Origin of the sequence: Klebsiella variicola (genome assembly GCF_000828055.2) — a bacterium.
GTDB lineage: Bacteria > Pseudomonadota > Gammaproteobacteria > Enterobacterales > Enterobacteriaceae > Klebsiella > Klebsiella variicola.
Genome location: NZ_CP010523.2, coordinates 3,887,317 through 3,906,327 on the forward strand (window position 1 = coordinate 3,887,317; position 19,011 = coordinate 3,906,327).

At 59.9% G+C, this 19,011-nt stretch carries 18 protein-coding genes; 12 read left to right on the forward strand and 6 right to left on the reverse strand.

Features of this window, described 5'->3' with window-relative positions:
* Positions 1-10: 10 nt before the first annotated feature.
* On the reverse strand, positions 11-754 hold the full coding sequence (locus SP68_RS18255; protein ID WP_008805677.1) for a type 2 GTP cyclohydrolase I: 744 nt from the start codon (positions 752-754) through the stop codon (positions 11-13).
* 268 nt (positions 755-1,022) lie between these two features.
* Between SP68_RS18255 and SP68_RS18260 the strand changes: the two genes are divergently transcribed.
* Positions 1,023-2,501, forward strand: a complete 1,479-nt coding sequence (locus SP68_RS18260) for an MFS transporter (RefSeq protein WP_022065683.1) — start codon at positions 1,023-1,025, stop codon at positions 2,499-2,501.
* Here the strand turns inward: SP68_RS18260 and phrB are convergent.
* Both phrB and SP68_RS18270 read right to left on the reverse strand, forming a co-directional pair.
* Entirely contained in the window at positions 2,473-3,915 is a 1,443-nt protein-coding gene (phrB, locus tag SP68_RS18265; RefSeq protein WP_040973934.1) for a deoxyribodipyrimidine photo-lyase, read from the reverse strand. The genes SP68_RS18260 and phrB overlap by 29 nt on opposite strands.
* A 185-nt stretch (positions 3,916-4,100) precedes the next feature.
* A complete protein-coding gene (locus tag SP68_RS18270; protein WP_004142243.1) occupies positions 4,101-4,310 on the reverse strand; it encodes a DUF2517 family protein in 210 nt (69 codons plus the stop codon).
* Between the two features lie 307 nt (positions 4,311-4,617).
* Here SP68_RS18270 and kdpF point away from each other — a divergent pair, with 307 nt between their 5' ends.
* From kdpF to kdpE, 6 genes are read left to right on the forward strand one after another with little or no spacing between them, the layout of a single operon-like run.
* Entirely contained in the window at positions 4,618-4,707 is a 90-nt protein-coding gene (gene kdpF / locus SP68_RS27635) for a K(+)-transporting ATPase subunit F (protein WP_020323459.1), read from the forward strand.
* Positions 4,707-6,386, forward strand: a complete 1,680-nt coding sequence (kdpA, locus tag SP68_RS18275) for a potassium-transporting ATPase subunit KdpA (RefSeq protein WP_008805673.1) — start codon at positions 4,707-4,709, stop codon at positions 6,384-6,386. The genes kdpF and kdpA overlap by 1 nt, the downstream gene beginning before the upstream one ends.
* 20 nt (positions 6,387-6,406) lie before the next feature.
* The gene (gene kdpB / locus SP68_RS18280) at positions 6,407-8,455 is read left to right on the forward strand and encodes a potassium-transporting ATPase subunit KdpB (protein WP_008805672.1); all 2,049 of its coding nucleotides are present in this window, start codon (positions 6,407-6,409) and stop codon (positions 8,453-8,455) included.
* 10 nt (positions 8,456-8,465) lie between these two features.
* Entirely contained in the window at positions 8,466-9,041 is a 576-nt protein-coding gene (gene kdpC, locus SP68_RS18285; RefSeq protein ID WP_022065686.1) for a potassium-transporting ATPase subunit KdpC, read from the forward strand.
* Entirely contained in the window at positions 9,042-11,729 is a 2,688-nt protein-coding gene (gene kdpD / locus SP68_RS18290; RefSeq protein WP_022065687.1) for a two-component system sensor histidine kinase KdpD, read from the forward strand.
* Entirely contained in the window at positions 11,726-12,403 is a 678-nt protein-coding gene (gene kdpE, locus SP68_RS18295; protein ID WP_002894776.1) for a two-component system response regulator KdpE, read from the forward strand. The genes kdpD and kdpE overlap by 4 nt, the downstream gene beginning before the upstream one ends.
* Here the strand turns inward: kdpE and SP68_RS18300 are convergent.
* From SP68_RS18300 to seqA, 3 genes are read right to left on the reverse strand one after another with little or no spacing between them, the layout of a single operon-like run.
* On the reverse strand, positions 12,385-12,822 hold the full coding sequence (locus SP68_RS18300; RefSeq protein WP_022065689.1) for a hypothetical protein: 438 nt from the start codon (positions 12,820-12,822) through the stop codon (positions 12,385-12,387). The genes kdpE and SP68_RS18300 overlap by 19 nt on opposite strands.
* 54 nt (positions 12,823-12,876) lie before the next feature.
* Entirely contained in the window at positions 12,877-14,517 is a 1,641-nt protein-coding gene (gene pgm, locus SP68_RS18305) for a phosphoglucomutase (alpha-D-glucose-1,6-bisphosphate-dependent) (protein ID WP_002894773.1), read from the reverse strand.
* Between the two features lie 32 nt (positions 14,518-14,549).
* Complete coding sequence (gene seqA / locus SP68_RS18310) at positions 14,550-15,098, reverse strand: replication initiation negative regulator SeqA (protein ID WP_012542439.1); 549 nt, start codon at positions 15,096-15,098, stop codon at positions 14,550-14,552.
* A 183-nt stretch (positions 15,099-15,281) separates the two neighbouring features.
* Between seqA and ybfF the strand changes: the two genes are divergently transcribed.
* The 5 genes from ybfF to tcuR all read left to right on the forward strand — a co-directional run bounded on the left by ybfF (position 15,282) and on the right by tcuR (position 18,962).
* Positions 15,282-16,055 (forward strand): esterase, encoded by a 774-nt coding sequence (gene ybfF, locus SP68_RS18315; protein ID WP_012542440.1) that lies wholly within the window; start codon positions 15,282-15,284, stop codon positions 16,053-16,055.
* A gap of 133 nt (positions 16,056-16,188) precedes the next feature.
* Positions 16,189-16,482: a LexA regulated protein gene (gene ybfE / locus SP68_RS18320; RefSeq protein WP_012542441.1), complete on the forward strand. Its 294-nt coding sequence runs from the start codon at positions 16,189-16,191 to the stop codon at positions 16,480-16,482.
* Positions 16,483-16,633: 151 nt separating this feature from the next.
* On the forward strand, positions 16,634-17,164 hold the full coding sequence (gene fldA / locus SP68_RS18325; RefSeq protein WP_002894765.1) for a flavodoxin FldA: 531 nt from the start codon (positions 16,634-16,636) through the stop codon (positions 17,162-17,164).
* Positions 17,165-17,455: 291 nt separating this feature from the next.
* Complete coding sequence (fur, locus tag SP68_RS18330) at positions 17,456-17,908, forward strand: ferric iron uptake transcriptional regulator (RefSeq protein ID WP_002894761.1); 453 nt, start codon at positions 17,456-17,458, stop codon at positions 17,906-17,908.
* A 127-nt stretch (positions 17,909-18,035) separates the two neighbouring features.
* Positions 18,036-18,962 (forward strand): tricarballylate utilization LysR family transcriptional regulator TcuR, encoded by a 927-nt coding sequence (tcuR, locus tag SP68_RS18335; protein WP_008805663.1) that lies wholly within the window; start codon positions 18,036-18,038, stop codon positions 18,960-18,962.
* Positions 18,963-19,011: the final 49 nt, after the last annotated feature.

Here is a 19,011-nt window from a genome sequence, read left to right on the forward strand (position 1 = left end):
CTCTCTCCCGTCAGGCAGGGTTAGGAATATCAATAAAGGTGACATCCAGGTCGGTCGTTTCCGTCAGCCATTCACTGAGGGCGCGAATGCCGCCCCGCTCGGTGGCGTGGTGGCCGGCGGCATAAAAATGCAGCCCCTGTTCGCGGGCAGAGTGAATAGTTTGTTCCGACACCTCGCCGGTAATAAACGCATCCACCCCAAAGCGCGCCGCGGCGTCGATAAAGCTCTGGCCGCCGCCGGTACACCAGGCGACGCGGCTGACGGTGTCCGGCCCGGTATCGCCACACCATAACGGCTTGCGCCCCAGCCGCGCTTCGATCCACGAGGCCAGTTCGAGGCCGGAAACCGGCATCGACAGTTCGCCCCACGGCACCAGCGGTTCGATTTCACCCAGCACGTTAATCCCCAGCAGATGCGCCAGTTGCGCGTTGTTGCCCAGCTCCGGGTGGGCATCCAGCGGCAGGTGCCAGCCGTAGAGATTGATATCGTTGGCCAGCAGAGTCTTCAGGCGGCGGCGCTTCATGCCGCGGATCACTGGCGACTCGTTTTTCCAGAAATAGCCATGATGGACGATCACCGCATCCGCCTGCAGCCGAACGGCTTCATCCAGCAGCGCCTGGCTGGCCGTCACCCCGGTGACGATCGTTTGCACCGTATCACGTCCTTCCACCTGCAGACCGTTAGGGGCGAAATCACTGATGGCCGCACTATTGAGCTTGTCGTTTATCAGTTGTTCCAGTTCGCTATTTTTCATCGCCACTCCAGCAGATAATCAGGGTATACAAAGGCATAACATAACCAGATCCATTCGGGCCGTCGATAGTCCACAACCGGCACCGACCATGACTTTTTTGTTAATCCCGCATTTTGTCTACCCACCCCATCGCGCATTCGTGTATATTTATGCATTAATAAAGCATATTAAATAAACAGAAAGCCCCTCAAGCCATGAATATGACTAATAAAGCGCTATTCATGCAGAACGATCGACTTTCGCTTTACGCCAGGAAACCACACTTCTCATGAAGACAACATCATCGCAACCGCGGGCGATTTACTACGTCGTGGCGCTGCAAATCTGGGAATATTTTAGCTTCTACGGCATGCGCGCCCTGCTGATCCTCTATCTCACCAATCAGCTCAAATATGACGATAACCACGCCTATGCCCTGTTCAGCGCCTACTGTTCGCTGGTCTATGTCACGCCGATCCTCGGCGGCTATCTGGCCGATAAGCTGTTAGGCAACCGGATGGCGGTCATGCTCGGCGCGCTGCTGATGGCCATTGGCCATCTGGTGCTCGGAGCCAGCGAAACCGCCCCAGTCTTCCTCTACCTGTCGCTGGCGATCATCGTCTGCGGCTACGGGTTGTTTAAATCCAACGTCAGCTGTCTGCTGGGCGAACTCTACGAACCTGCCGATCCGCGTCGCGACGGCGGCTTCTCGCTGATGTATGCCGCGGGCAATATCGGCTCGATTATCGCGCCGATCGCCTGCGGCTACGTACAGGAGGAGTATAGCTGGGCGATGGGCTTTGCCCTGGCGGCCATCGGCATGGTGGCGGGACTGGTGATTTTTCTCTGCGGCAACCGTCACTTCCAGCATACTGCCGGCGTCAACCGCCAGGCGCTGTGCGCGCGCCGCTTCCTGCTGCCGAACTGGGGCTGGCTGCTGGTGCTGCTGATTACCGCCCCGCTGCTGATCGCCGTGCTGTTCTGGCAGGAGTGGTCGGTGTATGCCCTGATCGTGGCCACCGTTATCGGCCTGGCGGTGCTGGCGCGGATCTATCTGCGCGCTGAAACCGATAAACAGCGTAAGGATCTGCGCCTGATCGTCGTCCTCACCGCGTTTAGCCTGCTGTTCTGGGCCTTCGCCCAGCAGGGCGGGAGCTCCATCAGCCTGTATATTGACCGCTTCGTTAATCGCCATATCATGAGCTACGAAGTCCCTACCGCCATGTTCCAGTCGGTCAACGCCTTCGCGGTGATGCTCTGCGGGATGGTGCTGGCGTGGCTGGTGAAAGAGAGCGTCGGTGGCAATCGCACCGTGCGCATCTGGGGGAAATTTGCCCTCGGTCTGGGCCTGATGAGCGCCGGGTTCTGCATCCTGACCCTCAGCGCACGCTGGTCCGCGGCCTATGGCCAGTCGTCCATGCCGCTGATGGTGCTGGGGCTGGCGGTGATGGGTTTTGCCGAACTGTTTATCGACCCGGTCGCCATGTCGCAAATCACCCGCATTGAGATCCCGGGGGTCACCGGTGTGCTGACCGGTATCTATATGCTGCTCTCCGGGGCCATCGCCAACTATCTGGCCGGCGTCATCGCCGACCAGACCTCGCAGGCGTCCTTCGACGCCGCCGGGGCAGTGAACTACTCCATTGACGCCTACATCAAGGTCTTCAGCCAGATCACCTGGGGCGCGCTGGCCTGTGTCGGCGTGGTGCTGGTCATCTGGCTGTATCACTCGCTGAAGGTCAGGACCGGCCGTCTGGCGGTGGAGTAATTCCTTTTCTGGCGGCCTCCCAGGCCGCCAGCGTCTCCTGCCGCGCCTGTTTGTGATCGACTATCGGGCGCGGATAATCCAGTTTGATCCCCTGTTTATCCGCCCACGCCCACGGCTGATGCAGCGCCTTCTCCGGCACCTTTGCCAGCTCAGGCAGCCAGCGACGCATAAACACCCCCTGCTTATCAAACTTCTCGCCCTGGGTGGTGGGGTTAAATATGCGGAAATAGGGCGCGGCGTCGGTGCCTGTCGAGGCCGCCCACTGCCAGCCGCCGTTGTTCGCCGCCAGGTCGCCATCAATCAGTTGACTCATGAAGTAGCGCTCCCCTGCCCGCCAGTCGAGGCGCAGATCTTTCGTCAGGAAGCTGGCGACAATCATGCGCAACCGGTTATGCATCCAGCCGGTGGCGTTAAGCTGGCGCATCGCGGCATCGACTATCGGAAAGCCGGTCTCCCCGCGCTGCCAGGCCTGCAGGGCGGCGTCATCTTCACGCCAGGCGACCTTATCAGTCCATGCGATAAACGGGCGTCCTTTACAGAGTTTCGGATAGTAGACCATCAGATGGCGGTAAAACTCGCGCCAGATCAGCTCATTAAGCCAGGTGGCACCTGCCCCACCGTCCAGCGCGGCGGGGTGTTCCGTCAGCAGACGATGCAGGCACTGGCGCGGTGACAGCACCCCGGTGGCCAGGCAGGGCGACAGGCGACTGGTCCCTTCCACGGCGGGGAAGTCACGCTGCCCCGCATACTCCGCCGCCGGTTGCTGACAAAACGCGCGCAGCCGCGCCAGCGCCGTTTTTTCATCCGCGGCAAACAGCAGCCCATCGAACGGCGTTTGCGGGTAGTTGAGCTCAGGCAGCGGCGGCGCCTGGCGGGCAGGCGCCTGGCGCGGCTTCGGCGCCGCCACGCACGCCGGGATCCCGTCCCGCAGACGGCGAATAAACGCATTCTTAAACGGCGTGAAAACTTTATACATTTCGCCGCTGCCGGTCATGACGCTGCCGGGCGGCAACAGGACGCTGTCGTCAAAGCCCTGGCAAATGACATCGCGCAAGGTGTTCTCAACGGCGGCATCGCGCTGACGTTCATTGAATTCGTACTGATAGTTGTAGAACAGGTGACTGACCTGGTGCTGCTGGCAGAAATGGGCCAGCCGTTCGACGCTGGCGGTAAAATCATCCGCCTCTTCGACCCACAGCGGTATGCCCCGTTCCGCCAGCGCGGTGTGCAGACTGTGCAAATGGCTGACGATAAACGCGGCCTGCCGCGGCGCCAGGTGATGCTCACGCCACTGCCCCGGGGTGGCGATATACAGCGCCAGCACCTGCGCCTGCGGATCCCGGCAGGCGGCGGCCAGCGCCAGGTTATCGTGAATGCGTAAATCCGTGCGTAACCAGACCAGATGGGTGGCCATATCACTCCTCAATTATCCGTCAGCAAAACTCATCTCATGATATAAGCCGGAAAAAATAGCGCGCTCCGGCAAAATAAGCACCTGCCAATTCCACTGCGGCGCATGAAAACGAGTGTAGACAAGCGACGAAAAAAAACCGCCGGGGGCAACCGGCGGTTTGCTTGTCTTCGTCGCAGCAGGACGGATTAATAGAAATCGTGAGCGGCTTTTTCCGCCTGCGCCATCCACACCGGCTGCTCGCTGGTTTTCGACCACACCCGGTGCAGCCAGCTGTAATAGCGGGCGCGATCTTTCCAGAACAGCATCACCGGCAGCGCCGCGACGCCAGCCACGACGGCGAAAGCACGACGCAGTAAAATAATATGAGCAGGATAAGCTTTGTACAACGCCATCATTTCTCTCCCCTTTGTCAGGCCGGCAAGCAGCGCCGGTAAAATTAATCATGTTTGTCTGAGCAAAATAATACCGCTCTGGTTGTAATTTTACTACTCATCCGACCACTAAAAAGCACGTATTTATACTTAATTTACATTCACCACGTAAATTAGTTACAAAAAAGTTAAATTAATACTAACCATCAGTTAAATTGTGCCTTTGCCATTTTTATACTTTTTTTACACCGCGCCCGCCGATTTTTGCAAAATCTTTGCGCCGTAATTCCTATTCTCCTGGTAAATCAAAAAAGACACCCGGAGGTGGATTGTGACTGCAGGCGTACTCACTGGCGTTGGGCTGGTGTTCCTGTTACTGGCTTATCTGGTTTATGCCTTGATACACGCGGAGGCATTCTGATGGCTGCCCAGGGATTTTTATTATTAGCCAGCTACCTGCTGGTGCTGCTGGTGCTGGCGCGCCCGCTGGGGACGTGTCTGGCGAGGATGGTGAACGATATCCCGCTTCCCGGCCTGGCCGGCGTCGAGCGCGTCCTGTGGCGCGTGGCCGGGATCCGCGCCGAGGAGATGGGCTGGCTGCAGTATTTGCTGGCGATCCTGCTGTTTAACGCCCTCGGCGGCCTGGCCCTGTTTGCCCTGCTGATGCTCCAGGGCGTGTTGCCGTTTAACCCGCAGCATCTGCCGGGATTGTCATGGGATCTGGCGCTCAACACGGCGGTCAGCTTTGTCAGCAATACCAACTGGCAGGCTTACGCCGGCGAAAGCACCATGAGCTATCTCAGCCAGATGGTCGGCCTGACGGTGCAGAATTTCCTCTCTGCCGCCACCGGGATCGCCGTGGTATTCGCCCTGACCCGCGCCTTCGCCCGGCAGAAAATGTCCGCCCTTGGCAATGCCTGGGTCGACCTGACGCGCATTACCCTGTGGCTGCTGCTGCCGCTCTCCCTGCTGGTGGCCCTGTTCTTTATTCAGCAGGGTGTGCCGCAGAATCTGCTGGCCTACCAGCCCTTTACCACCCTCGAAGGGGCGCACCAGCTGTTGCCGATGGGGCCTGTCGCCTCGCAGGAAGCGATTAAGCTGCTGGGCACCAACGGCGGCGGTTTCTTTAACGCCAACTCCGCTCACCCGTTTGAAAACCCGACCGCGCTGACCAATCTCGTGCAGATGCTGGCAATCTTCCTGATCCCGGCAGCACTGTGCTTCGCCTTCGGCGAGGTAGTGAGCGATCGCCGCCAGGGGCGCGCCATCCTGTGGGCAATGACGCTGATCTTTATCCTCTGCGTCGCCGTGGTGATGTGGGCGGAAACTCGCGGCAACCCCCACCTGCTGACGCTGGGCGCTGACAGTAGCCTGAATATGGAAGGTAAAGAGAGTCGCTTCGGTATTCTCGCCAGCAGTCTGTTCGCAGTGATCACCACTGCCGCCTCCTGCGGCGCGGTCAATGCCATGCATGACTCCTTCACCGCGCTGGGCGGCATGGTGCCGATGTGGCTGATGCAGATTGGCGAAGTGGTGTTCGGCGGCGTCGGTTCGGGCCTGTACGGCATGCTGCTGTTCGTCATGCTGGCGGTGTTTATCGCCGGGCTGATGGTCGGCCGCACTCCGGAGTATCTCGGGAAGAAAATCGATGTCCGGGAAATGAAAATGATCGCCCTCGCCATTCTGGTCACCCCGACGCTGGTGCTGCTTGGCACGGCGCTGGCGATGATGACCGACGCCGGCCGCGCCGGGATGTTCAACCCTGGACCGCACGGCTTTAGCGAAGTGCTGTACGCCGTCACCTCGGCGGCCAATAACAACGGCAGCGCCTTCGCTGGCCTGGGTGCGGCGACGCCGTTCTGGAACCTGCTGCTGGCGTTCTGCATGCTGGTCGGCCGCTTCGCCGTCATCATTCCGGTGATGGCCATCGCCGGCTCGCTGGTGGCGAAGAAAATTCAACCGGCCAGCCCCGGTACCCTCGCCACCCACGACGCCCTGTTTATCGGTTTGCTGATCGGCACCGTGCTGCTGGTGGGCGCCCTGACCTTTATTCCTGCGCTGGCGCTTGGCCCGCTGGCTGAACACTTTTCCTTACTTTGAGCGATGCGGAGCACCCTGTTATGAGTCGCAAACAATTAGCCCTGCTGGAGCCGACGCTGGTGCGCCAGGCGCTGCTGGATGCCGTGAAAAAACTCAGCCCGATGGTGCAATGGCGCAATCCGGTGATGTTTATCGTCTGGGTGGGCAGTCTGTTAACTACCCTGCTGGCGATCGCCATGGCTGGCGGCGCCCTGACCGGTAGCGCCACCTTTACCGCCGCCGTCAGCATCTGGCTGTGGTTTACCGTGCTGTTCGCTAACTTTGCCGAAGCGATGGCGGAAGGCCGCAGCAAAGCCCAGGCCAACAGCCTGAAAGGGGTGAAAAAAACGGCCTTCGCCCGCAAACTGCGCGCCCCGCAGCATGACGCGACGGTCGACCACGTGCCAGCGGAAGACCTGCGCAAAGGCGACGTGGTGCTGGTGGAAGCCGGGGATATTATCCCCTGCGATGGCGAAGTCATCGAAGGCGGCGCCTCGGTGGACGAAAGCGCCATTACCGGCGAGTCTGCCCCGGTGATCCGTGAATCCGGTGGCGATTTTGCCTCGGTGACCGGCGGGACACGCATTCTCTCCGACTGGCTGGTGATCCGCTGCAGCGTGAACCCGGGAGAAACCTTCCTCGACCGGATGATCGCCATGGTGGAAGGCGCCCAGCGCCGTAAAACGCCGAACGAGATCGCCCTGACGATCCTGCTGATCGCCCTGACGCTGGTGTTCCTGCTGGCCACCGCCACCATCTGGCCGTTTTCGGCGTGGAGCGGCAATGCGGTCAGCGTTACCGTGCTGGTCGCCCTGCTGGTGTGTCTGATCCCGACCACCATCGGCGGGCTGCTGTCGGCCATCGGCGTCGCCGGGATGAGTCGTATGCTCGGCGCCAACGTCATCGCCACCAGTGGCCGCGCGGTGGAGGCCGCTGGCGACGTCGATGTCCTGCTGCTGGATAAAACCGGGACCATTACCCTCGGCAACCGTCAGGCTTCCGCCTTCCTGCCGGCGCGCGGCGTGGAAGAGCGAACCCTCGCCGACGCCGCCCAGCTCTCCTCGCTGGCGGATGAAACCCCTGAGGGGCGCAGCATCGTGGTGCTGGCGAAACAGCGCTTTAACCTGCGCGAACGCGATCTGCAGTCGCTGCACGCCACCTTTGTCCCCTTTACCGCGCAAACGCGGATGAGCGGCATCAATATCGATCAACGCATGATCCGCAAAGGGTCGGTGGACGCCATTCGCCGCCACGTGGAGGCCAACGGCGGCCACTTCCCTGCCGATGTCGATAAGCAGGTGGAAGAGGTCGCCCGCCAGGGAGCCACGCCGCTGGTGGTCGCCGAAGGGGAAAAGGTGCTGGGGATTATTTCGCTCAAAGATATCGTTAAAGGCGGTATCAAGGAACGTTTCGCCCAGCTGCGCAAAATGGGCATTAAAACGGTGATGATCACCGGCGATAACCGCCTGACCGCCGCGGCGATCGCCGCCGAGGCCGGGGTCGATGATTTCCTCGCCGAAGCGACGCCGGAAGCCAAGCTGGCGTTGATCCGCCAGTATCAGTCGGAAGGTCGGCTGGTGGCGATGACCGGCGACGGCACCAACGACGCGCCCGCGCTGGCTCAGGCCGACGTGGCGGTGGCCATGAACTCCGGCACCCAGGCGGCGAAGGAAGCGGGCAACATGGTCGACCTGGATTCCAACCCCACCAAGCTGATTGAGGTGGTCCATATCGGTAAACAGATGTTAATGACGCGCGGCTCGCTGACTACCTTCAGTATTGCCAACGACGTGGCGAAATATTTCGCCATTATTCCGGCGGCATTTGCCGCGGTCTATCCCCAGCTGGCCATGCTGAACGTAATGGGCCTGCATTCGCCGTCATCAGCGATCCTTAGCGCCGTTATCTTTAACGCGCTGATCATCGTCTTCCTGATCCCGCTGGCCCTGAAAGGCGTGAGCTATCGCCCACTCTCCGCCTCGGCGATGCTGCGCCGCAACCTGTGGATCTACGGCCTCGGCGGTCTGCTGGTGCCCTTTATCGGTATTAAAGCCATCGACCTGCTGCTGACCCTGAGCGGTCTGGTGTGAGGAAAAAACTATGTCATTGATTCGTCCAGCACTTGTGCTATTTATTCTGTTAACGCTGCTCACCGGCGGCGTCTATCCTCTGCTGACCACCAGCCTGGGACAATGGTGGTTTCACTCACAGGCCAACGGCTCGCTGATCCGCCTGAACGGTGAGGTGCGCGGCTCCGGACTGATTGGCCAGAACTTTACTGCCGCAGGCTATTTCCAGGGCCGCCCGTCGGCCACCGCTGAGACGGCGGATAATCCCATGGCGTCAGGCGGCAGCAACCTTGCCGCCAGCAACCCGGCGCTGGATAAAGCGGTGAGCGAGCGCGTACAGGCCCTGCGCGCCGCGAACCCGGACGCCGACCCGCGGGTACCGGTCGAGCTGGTCACCACCTCGGCGAGCGGTCTCGATAACAACCTGACCCCGGCCGCCGCGCTGTGGCAGGTCCCCCGGGTGGCTAAAGCGCGCCAGCTGAGCGTTGAGCAGGTAACCCAGCTGGTGAACCAGGCCACACAAACCCCGCTGCTGAGCTTCCTTGGTCAGCCGGTGGTCAATATACTGCAACTCAATATGGCGCTGGATGCCCTGAAGGATAAGTAAATGAGTGACGAGCCGCTGCGCCCGGACCCTGACCGCCTGCTGCAGCACACCGCCGCCCCGCATCGCGGCAAACTGAAAGTGTTCTTCGGCGCCTGCGCCGGGGTGGGGAAAACCTGGGCGATGCTGGCGGAAGCGCAGCGGCTGCGCGCCCAGGGGCTGGATATTCTGATTGGCGTGGCGGAGACCCACGGCCGAAAAGAGACCGCTGCGATGCTGGAGGGCCTGAGCACCCTGCCGCCGCGGCGGCTCGCTCATCGCGGGCGGTACGTGTATGAGTTCGATCTCGACGCCGCCCTCGCCCGCCGTCCGGCGCTGATTCTGGTGGATGAGCTGGCGCACAGCAATGCGCCCGGCTCCCGCCATCCGAAGCGCTGGCAGGATGTGGATGAACTGCTGGAGGCCGGGATTGATGTCTTTACCACCGTCAACGTCCAGCATCTGGAAAGCCTGAACGACGTCGTCAGCGGGATCACCGGCGTGCAGGTGCGGGAGACCGTTCCCGACCCCTTCTTTGACGCCGCGGACGACGTGGTGCTGGTGGACCTCCCCCCTGACGATCTGCGCCAGCGGCTCAATGAGGGCAAAGTCTATATCGGCGGCCAGGCCGAGCGCGCCATCGAAAACTTTTTCCGCAAGGGCAATCTGATTGCGCTGCGCGAGCTGGCTCTGCGCCGCACCGCCGACCGCGTCGATGAGCAGATGCGTGCCTGGCGCGACCGCCAGGGCCAGGAGAAAGTCTGGCACACCCGCGATGCGATCCTGCTCTGTATCGGGCACAACACCGGCAGCGAAAAGCTGGTACGCGCCGCCGCCCGGCTCGCCGCCCGCCTGGGCAGCGTCTGGCATGCGGTGTATGTCGAGACCCCTTCCCTGCACCGCCTGCCGGAAGCCCGGCGGCGGGCTATTCTCGCCGCGCTGCGTCTGGCCCAGGAGCTGGGCGCCGAAACCGCGACCCTCTCCGACCCGTCGGAAGAGAAAGCGGTCCTTCATTACGCCCGCGAGCATAACCTCGGCAAAATCGTCATCGGCCGCCAGCGCAAACGCCGCTGGTGGGATCGCAGCGGCTTCGCCGACCGTCTGGCTCGCCATGCGCCGGACCTCGATCTGGTGGTGATCGCCCTCGATGAAAAACCGTCCCCTCTCCCTGCCCGGGCCAACGACAGCCGTACGGCGCTGGAAAAGTGGCGCCTGCAGCTGCAGGGCTGCGCGGTGGCGGTGGCGCTATGCGCCATCATTACCCTGGTGGCCATGCAGTGGTTGATGGCCTTCGAAGCCGCCAACCTGGTGATGCTCTATCTGCTGGGGGTGGTGATCATCGCCCTGGTCTATGGCCGCTGGCCGTCGGTGCTGGCGACGGTGATCAACGTTATCAGCTTCGATCTGTTTTTTGTCGCCCCGCGCGGGACGCTGGCGGTGTCAGATGTCCAGTATCTGCTCACCTTCGGCGTGATGCTCACTGTGGGCCTGCTTATCGGTAACCTCACCGCTGGCGTACGCTACCAGGCGCGGGTGGCGCGCTACCGTGAACGCCGTACCCGCCACCTGTATGAGATGTCTAAAGCACTGGCGGTAGGTCGTAGCCAGCAGGATATCGCCACCACCAGCGAGCGCTTCATCGCCTCCACCTTTCAGGCCCGCAGCCAGTTGCTGCTGCCGGACGCCCAGGGAAAACTGCTGCCCTTAACCCACCAGCCAGGGCTGACCCCATGGGATGACGCCATCGCCCGCTGGAGCTTTGATAAGGGGCAGCCTGCCGGCGCCGGCACCGATACCCTGCCCGGCGTGCCGTACCAAATTTTACCGCTGAAGAGCGCCGCCCGCACCTGGGGGCTATTGGTGGTGGAGCCGGAGAATCTGCGCCAGCTGATGATCCCGGAGCAGCAGCGGTTGCTGGAGACCTTTACCCTGCTGGTGGCCAGCGCCCTGGAGCGCCTCACCCTGACCGCCAGCGAAGAGCAGGCCCGGCTGACCAGCGAGCGGGAAAGCCTGCGTAACTCGCTGCTCGCCGCCCTGTCGCACGATCTGCGTACTCCGCTGACCGTGCTGTTTGGCCAGGCGGAAATTCTGACCCTCGATCTGGCCAGCGAAGGTTCAAAGCATGCTCCGCAGGCCAATGAAATTCGCCAGCATGTGCTCAACACCACCCGTCTGGTGAACAATCTGCTGGATATGGCGCGGATCCAGTCCGGCGGCTTTAATCTGCATAAGGAGTGGCTGACGCTGGAGGAAGTGGTCGGCAGCGCGCTGCGCATGCTCGAACCGAGCCTCGGCGGCCAGCACATTCAGTTGGATCTCCCCGATCCCCTCCAGCTGGTGCATGTCGACGGGCCGCTGTTCGAGCGGGTGCTGATCAACCTGCTGGAAAATGCCCATAAGTATGCCGGCGCCCGGGCGAACATCGGCATCCGCGCCGAAGCGGACGCCCGGCAGCTGTCGCTGGAGGTATGGGATAACGGTCCGGGGATCCCGGCAGGCCAGGAACAGACTATCTTTGATAAATTCGCCCGCGGCAACAAAGAGTCGGCGATCCCTGGCGTCGGGCTGGGCCTTGCCATCTGTCAGGCCATCGTCGACGTTCACGGCGGGACCATCTCCGCCAGCAACCGGCCCGAGGGCGGTGCCTCATTCCGTGTTACACTGCCGGGAGAAACGCCCCCTGAACTGGAAGAGCTACCTGAGGAATTGTGATTAACGTTCTGATTATCGAAGACGAACACGCTATCCGACGCTTTCTGCGCACCGCGCTGGAAGCCGACGGCATGCGCGTATTTGAAGCGGAAACCCTGCAGCGTGGGCTGATTGAAGCCGCTACCCGTAAGCCCGACCTCGCGATCCTCGATCTGGGCCTGCCGGATGGTGACGGCATTGATTTTATTCGCGACCTGCGTCAGTGGAGCCAGATGCCGATTATCGTCCTGTCAGCGCGTAGCGAAGAGCATGACAAAATTGCCGCCCTGGATGCCGGCGCCGATGACTACTTAAGTAAACCCTTTGGCATCGGCGAGCTACAGGCCCGCCTGCGCGTCGCGCTGCGTCGCCACGGCGCGGCGCAGGCCGATGAGCCGGTGGTGCGCTTCGCTGACCTTGAGGTCAATATCCCCGCCCGCCGCATCCTGCGCGGCAGCGAAGAGATCCACCTGACGCCTATCGAGTTTCGCCTGCTGGCGGCGCTGTTGAATAATCCCGGCAAAGTGCTTACCCAGCGCCAGTTGCTGAATCAGGTGTGGGGGCCTAACGCCGTAGAGCACAGCCACTATCTGCGGATCTACATGGGTCATCTGCGACAAAAGCTGGAGGCCGATCCGGCACGGCCGCAGCATTTGCTGACTGAAACCGGCATTGGCTATCGCTTTATGCCCTGAGCCCCGCCTCTGCAGTACCAGAGGCTGGCGATTTTCAGCCCTTCAGAGAGCAGCAGAAAACCGGCCAGGATCGCTACATGCCTGATGCCGGCAGCCTGAATCAGCCACAGACCCAGCGACAGCGAAGGCTGCATAAACACCAGTCTGAGCGGCGCCTGCCCCCAGGCCAGCCACAGCGCATAGCGGCTCTGACGGAAAAAGAGGATCATCGATAGCGGGATGCTGATAATCAGCAGAACATTCAGCGGATACAGCCAGACCGCCCCAGAGCCGTAAGTATGCAGCAGCTGGAGATAAGCCAGCAGGTCGTCGTAAAAAGGGAGGCGGCGGTGGGCAATATTCCACCATAAGAATTGCAGCACGAAAAAGAGATCCATCCACGCCCAGAATAAAAACAGGGACTTCCGTTGTATTTTCATCGCTATCCTTGCGAAAAAAATCAGGCCCACAAGGGGCCTGATGTTTGGCTGCGGTTACGCGTTCTTCAGCACTTCGCTGACAATCTCTACCGCTTCTTTTTCAATCAGCTTGCGATGCTCTTCGCCGAGGAAGCTTTCGCAGTAGATCTTGTAGGCGTCTTCGGTGCCTGACGGACGCGCCGCGAACCAGCCGTTGTCGGTCATCACCTTCAGGCCGCCAATCGCCGCCCCGTTGCCCGGCGCCGCGGTCAGACGAGCAGTGATCGGATCGCCCGCCAGGGTGTCAGCGCTGACCATTTCCGGAGAGAGCTTGGACAGCGCCGCTTTCTGCGCGGAAGTTGCGGAAGCCTGCAGGCGGTTGTAGCTCGGCGCACCGAAGCGTTCAGCCAGTTCGTTATAATGCTCCTGCGGGTTTTTCCCGGTCACTGCGGTGATTTCCGCCGCCAGCAGGCACATGATGATGCCGTCTTTATCGGTGGACCATGGCGTGCCGTCAAAGCGCAGGAAGGAGGCCCCGGCGCTCTCTTCGCCGCCGAAGCCGAAGCTGCCGTCGAACAGGCCGTCTACAAACCATTTAAAGCCCACCGGCACTTCCACCAGCTTGCGGCCCAGATCGTTCACCACCCGGTCAATCATCGCGGAGGAGACCAGCGTTTTACCCACCGCCACCTCTTTGCCCCACTGCGGACGATGCTGGAACAGGTAGTTGATCGCTACCGCCAGGTAGTGGTTCGGGTTCATCAACCCGGCTGGGGTGACAATCCCGTGGCGGTCGTAATCCGGATCGTTAGCAAACGCCAGATCGAACTTATCGCGCAGCGCCAGCAGGCCCGCCATCGCACACTCTGAGGAGCAGTCCATACGGATGGCGCCGTCTTTATCGAGGTGCATAAAGCGGAAGGTCTGGTCAACCTGATCGTTCACAATGGTCAGATTGAGCTTGTAGTGTTCGCCAATGCGTTTCCAGTATTCGATACCGGACCCGCCCAGCGGATCGACGCCCAGCGTCAGGCCCGCTTTCTGGATCGCCGCCATGTCGACGATGTCCGCCAGCCCTTCAATGAACGGCTGCACCAGATCCTGTTCTTTAACGTGACCAGAAGCCAGCGCCGCGTCCAGAGAAATGCGTTTCACGCCCTGCAGGCCGGCGGCCAGCAGTTCGTTGGCGCGGTTTTCCACCACTTTGGTGACGTTGGTATCAGCCGGGCCGCCGTTTGGCGGGTTGTACTTGATACCACCATCTTCCGGCGGGTTGTGTGACGGGGTGATCACAATGCCGTCTGCCAGCGGACCGCCTTTTTTGTTATGCACCAGAATCGCATTGGAGACCGCCGGCGTCGGAGTGAAGCCGTTGTTTTCCTGCACGATCACGTCAACGCCGTTGGCGGTTAACACTTCCAGCACCGAAATAAACGCCGGCTCGGAAAGGGCGTGGGTATCTTTGCCGACATAGCACGGACCGGTGATCCCGTTCTTCGCACGATCTTCCGCAATGGCCTGGGCGATGGCCAGGATATGCGGTTCGTTGAAGTTGTGGCGCGCCGCGCTACCGCGATGGCCAGAGGTGCCGAATTTTACCGCATGCTCCGCATTACCGACTTCAGGCTTCAGCACGTAGTACTGAGCAGTCAGTTGGGCGACGTTAATCAAATCACTCTGTTGCGCAGGCTGCCCCGCACGTTTATCGATTGCCATTGCCTGATCCTTCTGGTGCAAATGTTAAAAAGCTAGATCGTGCCGCAAACCTTTTCAATCAGCTCCGCAGGGAACTGCATCGACTGCATGATGTGCTCAATCATGCTGCATTTACGGCCGGTATTGGTATTAGTGATAACCCACCACGGTGTACCAGGAACCTGTTTTGGTTTGGTCTGATTACCGCTTTTCAGCAGCGTACGCGCATCTTCTGCAAAGTAGACGCGCGTGCGGCCATGCAGAGACTCGGTCGCCTCGGCAAATGCTTTATTGTCCAGAGAATAGAGGGTCGTCAACACCAGCATGAAACGGTTCACCGCACGCTTCTGCTCGGCGTATTCATCAGATAACAACAGCTCGCGCATGGCGCGGACTTTATCTTTCGCCGGGTTAGCGGGTTTCACCTCCACGGCAGGCGCTGGCGCCAGTGCCGGCGCGGCTTTGCTGACCGGTGTAGCCGGTTGGGAAACGGCGGAAAATTTCAGCATGCGCCGTAAAATGTCGGATGCGCTCTCGCCGATATGCAGAGTGTGGCTGGCAATATAGCGATAGAGTTCATCATCAACTTCAATTGTTTTCATCTTAATCCAGTGCGATATCTTTTCTGAATACAAATCGTTGGGATTATAAGTACAAATCCCAACCGCGGATAGCGTCAAACCAGGATGGCGGTAAAACTCAGAAAACTTCTGGGTCTTGCAGCCGGATGGCAGAATGTCCAACATAATACCCTAACCCGACGGAGCGAAAAAAAGAACTTTGCCATGAAATTAAATAGCCGAGCGCAATCTGCACAGAATCCGCACAACCACTCCCCGATCGTGCTGGTCCACGGTCTGTTTGGCAGCCTGGACAACCTGGGCATCCTCGCCCGCGACCTGATCGCCGACCACGATATTGTGCAGGTCGATATGCGCAACCACGGTTTGTCGCCGCGATCGCCAGAGATGACCTACCCCGCCATGGCGCAGGATCTGCTTGATACGCTCGACGCGCACCAGATCGAGCGCGCCACCTTTATCGGCCATTCGATGGGCGGGAAAGCGGTGATGGCGTTGACCGCCCTGGCGCCGGAACGCATCAGCGGACTGGTGGCGATCGATATCGCGCCGGTGGATTATCATGTGCGCCGCCATGATGAGATCTTCGCCGCTATCCGCGCCGTCAGCGAATCCTCCGCCAGCAGCCGCCAGCAGGCGGCGCAGGTGATGCGTGAGCATCTGCGGGAAGAGGGCGTGATTCAGTTCCTGCTGAAATCTTTTGTCGACGGCGAATGGCGCTTTAACGTGCCGGTGCTGTGGGACCAGTACCCGCATATCGTCGGCTGGGAAACCATTCCGGCCTGGCCGCACCCGACGCAGTTTATTCCCGGCGGCAACTCGCCCTATGTGACCGACGCCTACCGCGACGCGCTGCTGGCGCAGTTCCCGCAGGCCCGGGCGCACGTCATCGCTGGCGCCGGACACTGGGTGCATGCCGAGAAACCCGAGGCGGTGTTACGCGCCATCCGCCGCTATCTGACGAGCATCGCCGCCTGATTGGCTAAAATATGCCCGACCGCGCCGCAGAATGCCCGCGGTCGTTGGCGCAGCCGTTCGCCTGATGTATGATGGCGCGCTATCTGCGCCGGCTAGAGCCCGGCAGCTTGTTTCCCCGAAGTCACTCAGAATCATGGCAAAAGAACAAACGGACCGTACGACATTAGATTTGTTCGCAAACGAGCGTCGCCCGGGAAGACCGAAAACCAATCCGCTGTCGCGCGATGAACAACTGCGCATCAACAAACGTAACCAGCTGAAACGCGATAAGGTTCGCGGGCTGAAGCGCGTCGAGTTAAAACTCAACGCCGACGCGGTCGATGCGCTCAATGAACTGGCGGAAGCGCGTAATATGAGCCGTAGCGATCTCATTGAAGAGATGCTGATGACCCAATTGCGCGCCCTGCACAGCCAGGGAAAAGTCTAACTTTCCGCGAAAAATCCGCATTCGTGTAGCAGAGTGTGCAGTCGGGCGTGATTGCTGTTTCCGCGCCCTTGCCTGTTCTGCTATGATTGCCGTTATCTATGGGCATCGCGTCCCTACCACATCATTTAAGTTTCAAGAGGTTATTTTACTCATGGCAATCATCGGCATCTTTTTTGGCAGCGACACCGGCAACACCGAAAATATTGCAAAAATGATTCAAAAGCAGCTTGGTAAAGATGTTGCTGATGTTCACGACATTGCCAAAAGCAGCAAAGAAGACCTGGAAGCCCACGACATTCTGCTGCTCGGTATCCCGACCTGGTACTACGGCGAAGCGCAGTGTGACTGGGACGACTTCTTCCCGACGCTGGAAGAGATCGACTTCAATGGTAAACTGGTGGCGCTGTTCGGCTGTGGCGACCAGGAAGACTACGCAGAATACTTCTGTGACGCGCTGGGCACCATCCGCGACATCATTGAGCCGCGCGGCGCGACCATCGTCGGTCACTGGCCGACAGCCGGGTATCATTTTGAGGCCTCCAAAGGCCTGGCGGATGACGACCACTTCGTCGGCCTCGCCATTGATGAAGACCGCCAGCCGGAGCTGACCAACGAGCGCGTTGAGAAATGGGTGAAGCAGGTTGCCGAAGAGCTGCACCTCGAAGAAATCAAAAACGCCTGATGATTAAGCGGCGCAATCATTGAGTTGCGTCGCATTAATAGACAAAAGCAATCAAACTAATAGCTACAAGTTTTTAACTTTTAATCACATATCTGTACAATGTCCACTGATTCTACGAGGCACGTGACGCAGTTTGTAGCTGGTGCCTCGTTTTTGACAGCAAACCAGGCCTGATGCTTGCAGTTTTCATTTACCAGTGGCAGTTCTATAATGAGACGCATTACGTCGGGTTAATTTCTGTATGACTTCCGTTGAAGGAAGTAGATCGTTTAGCAACAGGACAGATTCCGCATGACTGACAACAATACCGCATTAAAGAAGGCTGGCCTGAAAGTCACACTTCCTCGACTGAAAATCCTTGAAGTGCTGCAGGAACCGGATAACCATCATGTCAGTGCGGAAGACTTATATAAACGCCTGATCGACATGGGCGAAGAGATCGGTCTGGCGACCGTTTACCGCGTACTCAACCAGTTTGATGATGCCGGTATCGTGACTCGTCATAATTTTGAAGGCGGTAAATCCGTTTTCGAACTGACCCAGCAGCATCACCACGATCACCTGATTTGCCTCGACTGCGGCAAAGTGATCGAATTCAGCGATGACTCGATCGAATTACGCCAGCGTGAAATTGCCTCCCGCCACGGCATCCGCCTGACCAACCACAGTCTGTATCTGTACGGTCATTGTGCGGAAGGTGATTGCCGCGAGGACGAACACGCCCACGACGCGGTGGAAAAATAATTCCCCGCTTCGCTGAGACTGAAAAGCCAACCTGCCGGTTGGCTTTTTTATGGGCGCCTCTGCTGCCCTTACCGCTCTCGTCCCACAGGTGACCTTCCCGCGTCCTCGTTTTGTCCGGAGAGTTGATATGGAACTTCGCCAGCTACGCTATTTTGTGCGCATTGTTGAAACCGGCAGCATGGGGCGCGCCGCGCTTGATCTTAATATCGGCGTCTCGGCGCTCAGCCAGCAGATCGCACGCCTGGAAAACGAACTGGCCATTCGCCTGCTGCAGCGGACCTCCCGCGGGGTCACGCCCACCAGCGCGGGTCTCGCTTTCTACTCGCAGGCACAGCTGGCGCTGCGCCATGCCGATGATGCCATCCTCGCCGCCCGCGAGGCGCGCCTGTCAGGCCACGTTAGCGTCGGCATGGCCCCCAGCACCGCCTCCGTTCTCGGCGTCCCGTTCATCAATGCGATGCGCGAAAGCTATCCCGACGTGCGCCTGCATTTGGTGGAAAGCCTCTCCGGTAATCTGGAGCGGATGATCAACACCCGCCAGCTCGATTTAGCTATCGTTTTCCAGCAGGAAAAGATCCTGCGCTGGAGCGCCAGACCGGTGCTGGAAGAACGCCTGTTCCTGATTGGCACCCATGCGCTGTTGGCCCCCCTGCAGGAGGACCACATCTCCCCTGACCAGCTCACCTCCCTGCCGTTGATTATGCCAAGCCAGGGCCATGGCCTGCGCGGCAGGCTGGAGGCAGTTTGCCAGCAGCATCATCTCAGCGTTGAGGTGGTGGCGGACATTGACGGTCTGGCCCTGCTGATGCAGGCCGTGCGCAGCGGACTGGGGGCCACCCTGCAGCCCGGGGCCGCCATCTCCCACCTCGACCATCAGGCGCTGAGGGTGATCGACGTCGTCAACCCGATACTCAGTCGCCCCAACTTTCTGGTCAGTCTGTCTGATGATGAACTCACTCCGGCAGGCCTTGCGGCTCGAGTGATACTCAGCAAAGTCATGCGCCAGCTGGTGGAGTCTGACCGCTGGCCGGGTGCTACCCTTTACGCTCACTAAACCCCTCTTTAGCATTACACCATAGCGCCTCACCGCTGTTACCACCTAC